Here is a 5,605-nt window from a genome sequence, read left to right as displayed (position 1 = left end):
GGATTGGGGAAATTTTGTTCAAGAGCAAATTTGTTCAGTTCAGGTTCATTTCCGCTTGAATTCGGGTCATACAAGAAGGAACCATAGACGGATGTATTGCCATCAAACGTTACAACTTCCAACCAGTAGTAATATGTAACTCCAATGTTGGCGTCTGTATCATTAAAAGAATATTCTGTAGGTTCGTTAGAAGTTCCGGCACCCGGGATAAGTGCGGAATTTACCTGTTCTGCACTTGCAAAATCATCCGTTTCAGAACGATAGAGATTGAATCCGGAAACATCTTCTTCATAGGCGGTTGTCCAAGAAAGAGTAATTCCCGCAGTTCCGGAAGAAGCATTGAATTCGATCAGTTCTATCGGATTTATAACTCCGTTTATTCCGCAAATGGAAATATCATCAATATTCCAGCCGCTAAATTGCCAGCCACTGTCGGTTTCGCCCATTATCCAGCGGATAAATACAGTGGATTGATTATCTGCAATATCGGAAATATCGAGATCCATCTCTACCCAAGCATTATCCGTAATTTCTTCTTCATTTTCCCAAACCGTTATCCAATCCTGCCCATTGTTGCTAACGCGCACGTAAGCATGGTCATAAGTTGGTTGCTCCACATTGAGCCATCGCCAGAATTTCAGATGAACATTGAAAAGCCCGGAGCAGTCAATCGTCTCGCTGGTCAGGTTTTCTTCCGGCAAGTTATTCGGATAATCTCCATTAAGATTGTAGCCATAGACATTTTGACCTGTATATCCGCTGATTGGGTCTGGATTTCCATACGATCCACCTTGCCCGGTAGGTTGCCCAAATTCCCAATCACCCTCGGTATCCCACAACGGGTCAATATCAAGATTCCATTCATAAACGATTTCCGATTCGCCGATGATCAGAGTTACTGTCCTGATTTTTTCCGCAAAATCATCATCCGGTGTACTAAAGAAAATTGTGGAGCGATATACTCCTTGTTCCAAATAGAATGCGTTTTCGTTTATTTCTACAAAAATACTTGCGGTTTCGTTTGGTTCTAAAGTTCCTGCAGTTTCACCGGATACGGAAAGCCATTCGGCAGCGATATTATAATCCACAGTATAGGAAAGCGGAGTTACGTCTTTGTTTCTGATAACATAAGTGGTTGTGTCGGGGTCAAATGGACCGCCAACCGGACCTTCGGATTCAAAATTACTTTTGGGAGTAACCTCCATTCCTCTTTCGACAACGAGTGCTTTTATGCAGAAATTACCGGTTTCATCCCATTGAGGGTCATCGAACTCATAGTCGTAAAAATCATACCAAGTTCCTTGATCAAGATAATAACTTTCATCGGGATTTGCTGAGGAAGTAACGATTGTGCGGTAATTTGCCCCAAGCAGAACCGGAACATCGGAAGTTCTGTCAAAAGGTTGTCCACCAGCTGAAAGGCTTAGATAAACATAAAAATCATCGTCTTCATCCACTCCCACCGGAGTTTCGAGAGCGATTGTATAAAATCCGATATTAACTACAGAACCGGATTGTGAACTGAGTTCATTTGTCAGATTTCCGTTTTCAAAACCGCCGTATATTTTTATTTCATAATCCAATTCGTTTGCAGCCACGTAGAAGGAAACCGCATCAATGAGAGCATCACTTCCGACGGTGAATTTGTTAAATGCTGTGGTGCATTCTGCAAAAGTGTCTCGCCACCCGTGGTAATCGTAATAATAGATCGAATCTGCTTGCTGGGGTTCAACATTCTGAAAAGAGATTGCTCCCATAGTTGGGTCTTGGCAGCTGTGTTTGTCATAATATGAAATCCAGAAATAACCGTTATATCCCCAACCAGTGCCCCAACTGTTTTTTACGATCCACGCACCTGGTTCCGGTGCTTGAGTTACGCGGCTGTCATCCCAACCAACTATGGCGATGGCGTGGTTTGGCGGAGTGGGATTGCTGGGTGGTTGGTAATGCTCGTATTCACCATTCATAAATGCACCGTCGTAGCACATGCAAGTTCCCAAAACTCCATATTCCATAATTGCATTTTTAATTTCGTCAATATTTTCGAGGTTTTCACCTGCAACAAGCCATTTGACAATGCGAGGATAATAATAATGGTAGCTCGGTTCTCGTCTTTCCGGGGGATTGTTATAAGATTGTCCGTCAATGTCCCGAACCGCACCTTCTCCCCGCGAAAGATACGCAGAAGTTACGAGATAATCTCCCCCTTGGTGGACTACCAAACCATTTCCTGTGGGCGGATTGATGTCTTCATTGAAAAATTGATTGAACCCATTCCACCAATCAAGATGATATTCGGCAAGATTGGGTTCTCCTACTTCGCCGGCTGCTGTCCACGCTCCTGTGATCATCAAGTTTCCCTCAATGGCTGCCATGGCTCCGTGAGTCCAGCAAGTTCCTCCCTGCTGACTTTTCACGGTGGTTACATAATTTTCTCCGCCAACATCCCGAAGGTCAAACGTTGCGGGTGGGTCGGCAAGTAGGGATAGGAAAGATAACACTAAGGTTGTGAACAAGATAGTAATTTTTTTCATAATGTCTCCAGATATTTTTATTATAGCAATTTCTGCCGTTTAATTAAATAGGCAAAAAGTGCTTGTTCGTAATTTGTGCTCGTATTAATGGGCATGTAATCAATAAATGCGTTCCTGCATTTTCCTGTAAAGAAATTCTTCATATTATTGATTTTTTCCTTGTATAATTTTTTGATTTCCCAGGGATGAGTAATGATTTCTTCTCCGGTTTCCATATCCACAAAACGGGTTTTTTGTTTATATTGAAAATTCAGTTCCTGATCATCGAGAATGTGAAAAACCACTACCTCATGCTTGTGATGTCTGAAATGTTGCAAGCCGGATATAATTTCTTCGGGATCATCGAGCAAATCTGAGATCAAAATTATCAACCCGCGTTTTTTTATTCTTTCTGCGAGATTATGAAGAATTTTGGCAGTATTCGTTTTATTTTGCGGGGAAAGGGAGTCGAGCTCGTGAAAAATTGTGCTCAGGTGAGTTTTTGCTGAACGAGGAGGAATGTATTGCAGGATTTCATCGGCAAATGAGAGAAGCCCCACAGCATCTTGCTGGCTGATCATTAAATAGGATAAAGCGGATGCGAGCGTTTTTGCATACTCAAGTTTGTTGATTATTTGAGAGGAAAATCCCATTGATTTGCTACAATCAACTAAAATGTATGCCTTTAGATTTGTCTCTTCTTCATATTTTTTGATGAAATATCTATCGGATTTGCCATACACTTTCCAATCAATGTGCTTGATCGGGTCTCCTGGAAGATATTCCCGATGTTCAAGAAATTCTACACTGAATCCGTGGAAAGGCGATTTGTGCAAACCTGTGATAAATCCTTCAACAATTAGGCGGGCTCGCAGATCAAACCTATCTAACTTTGCGATAAATTCGGGATCAAAATATTTTTTTTTATTCATACTTTATTTTTTTGCCAACAGTTTTCGCTTTGCTTCACCTTGATAAAACAATGCACACTAATCTTCTCCAATATTTTTCCCTTCTCCCTTCTCCATTATTAATGCCCATTCGTGGCTTTCTTTTTTATTATCTTGCCGGAATACGACAGAATCATTTCCAAAAGAATTAATCCCAAAACAATCCAGAGGATGATTTTCCACAGTTCATAACCGTAACGAGAAGTTAGGATGTTTTTTTCCCAATTATTTTCATTGAGGAAATGAAGGTGATAATGATCATTATCGCTCTCATTTTCCAGATTATTAATTTTTTCGGCAGATAAAATTGTCAGATCACTTTCGGAACGAGGGGCGTTATATGATGAGATTTGGAAAATGCCATTCTCATTTGACAAAAAATAATGTCCCGGTACATCGGTATTCGTAAATTTTTCACCTGATTTTTGGACTTGCAAAGGGATAACCTGACCTGTTGGAGTTTTGCAATCCATAACTCCTGATTCGTTTATGTAAAATGAATTTCCGACCGTGTAACTATTTAATTGGCTTCTTTCTTTGCCGAGAAAATTTCCGATATTATAGAAAAGGACAGGAAAAATAGTATGATATCCGAGATTCGACCAAGAATTATCGAAGTCGAGAGAAGCAAGGAGCAATTTATCTTTGATAAGTAATAATGGTAAATCCAATGAAGTGCTGAGAAGTGGAGAAAATCCAGCGGCTTTTAACTCCCATAATTTTTTTAGGTGAACGGTTTCAAACATATTTTCAGTAAAAATTCCACAAATCGGATGGATTGAATTTATAAAATCGATTTTTCCGGGATGCTCTGAGATTTTGTTGTAAAATATATTTTTTTCATTCAACCATTTCTGCAGAGCAAAATTTATTTCAAGTTCTTTACCGGGGATGATCAATAAGGAACGGTCATTTTTAATCACTTTATCTGCGAAATGAGAAATTTTATCAGGAAAATTTTTGAGATTGTAAAGGATGAAAAGGCGGTTTTCCTCCAAAATATGCCAGGATACTTCTGAAGGAGAAATTTTTTGCCATGAATTATCTGTGATGAGATCGAGCACTGCTGATAATTGCGAAGAGATTTGCCCGGCGGAAATCACCACTATTTGGGGAATTTGTTTGCGTGAAAAATTAAAATAAAAGTGATTATCATTGGGAAGCAACTTATCTTTCACTTTGATAGAACCGAAATAAATATTTTCATTCTTTACATTCAGGTCAAATACAACATGCTTGCTCTGAAAAGGATTTAGGGAGATTACTTTTTCTGCATTTGTGATATTATTGAGCATCAAAGAGGCAATGACGTTTTCAATCGTCCTATTTGAATAATTTTTTATTTTTGCCCGAACTTGCGGTTTTGAACTCTTGGTTAGTAAACCGGGTATATACATCGCAGTTTGAACAGCAATATTGCTTTTATTTATTTTATTTTTAATAGGAATAACAAAAATATCTGTATTGAAATCTGAAATATACTTTTGCATATCTTTCCAAGCAATCGCCTGATTGTCGGTAACAACATATATTTCTTTATTAATCACATCAAGACGGTCAAGATGTTTTTCCGCTTCCGATATTGTTTTAAAAAGAGGAATCGGATTATCGGAGATCGAAACTTTTGAGATTATCTCTTTTGCATCATTATGATTTGTAAAAAAACTATTTCTTTTATTAAATCTCTCATCCGCAGAAAGTAACATGACTCGATCTTTATCGTTTAGCATATCCATTATATCAGTGGAAGTTTCTTTGGCATAATCAAGCAGAATTTTATCGTTTTGGAGATAATTCATACTGAAACTATTATCAAGAATCAACACAATCGCAGTAGTTGCATGAGAATTTGGGTTGGAGACAGGTAAAATGTTTTTTAGAACCGGTCGTGATAAAGCAAATATCAGAAGTAGAATGATTAATATTCGAATTATAAGCAGGATGATTTCCCGAAGTTTTATGATCTTTGCTTTATTTTGCTGAACTTCTTTGATAAATCGAAGGGAGCTGAAAAAAACTGTTTTTGGTCTGTGTTTGACGAAAAGATGGATAAGAATAGGAATAATACCTGCAAGCAAACCGACTAAAATTGCAGAGTTTAAAAATGAGAGATTAAACATTTATACTACGGTTGGAGGATTG

3 protein-coding genes are annotated in these 5,605 nt (G+C 38.5%); all 3 read right to left on the bottom strand.

Annotated elements, in window-relative coordinates; all coding sequences use genetic code 11:
• The coding region (locus U9P79_10160; protein MEA2104984.1) for a lectin like domain-containing protein at window positions 1-2,534 on the bottom strand (2,534 nt) is incomplete at its 3' end.
• Window positions 2,535-2,554: 20 nt separating this feature from the next.
• Window positions 2,555-3,445, bottom strand: a complete 891-nt coding sequence (locus U9P79_10155) for a DUF58 domain-containing protein (protein ID MEA2104983.1) — start codon at window positions 3,443-3,445, stop codon at window positions 2,555-2,557.
• A 98-nt stretch (window positions 3,446-3,543) separates the two neighbouring features.
• Window positions 3,544-5,583 carry a BatA domain-containing protein gene (locus U9P79_10150; protein MEA2104982.1) on the bottom strand — a complete coding sequence of 680 codons (2,040 nt, stop codon included), beginning with the start codon at window positions 5,581-5,583 and terminating at the stop codon, window positions 3,544-3,546.
• Window positions 5,584-5,605 lie beyond the last annotated feature (22 nt).

It is taken from the genome of Candidatus Cloacimonadota bacterium, from assembly GCA_034661015.1.
Taxonomy (GTDB): domain Bacteria; phylum Cloacimonadota; class Cloacimonadia; order JGIOTU-2; family JGIOTU-2; genus JAYEKN01.
This window is presented reverse-complemented; position numbering and strand designations above follow the sequence as displayed.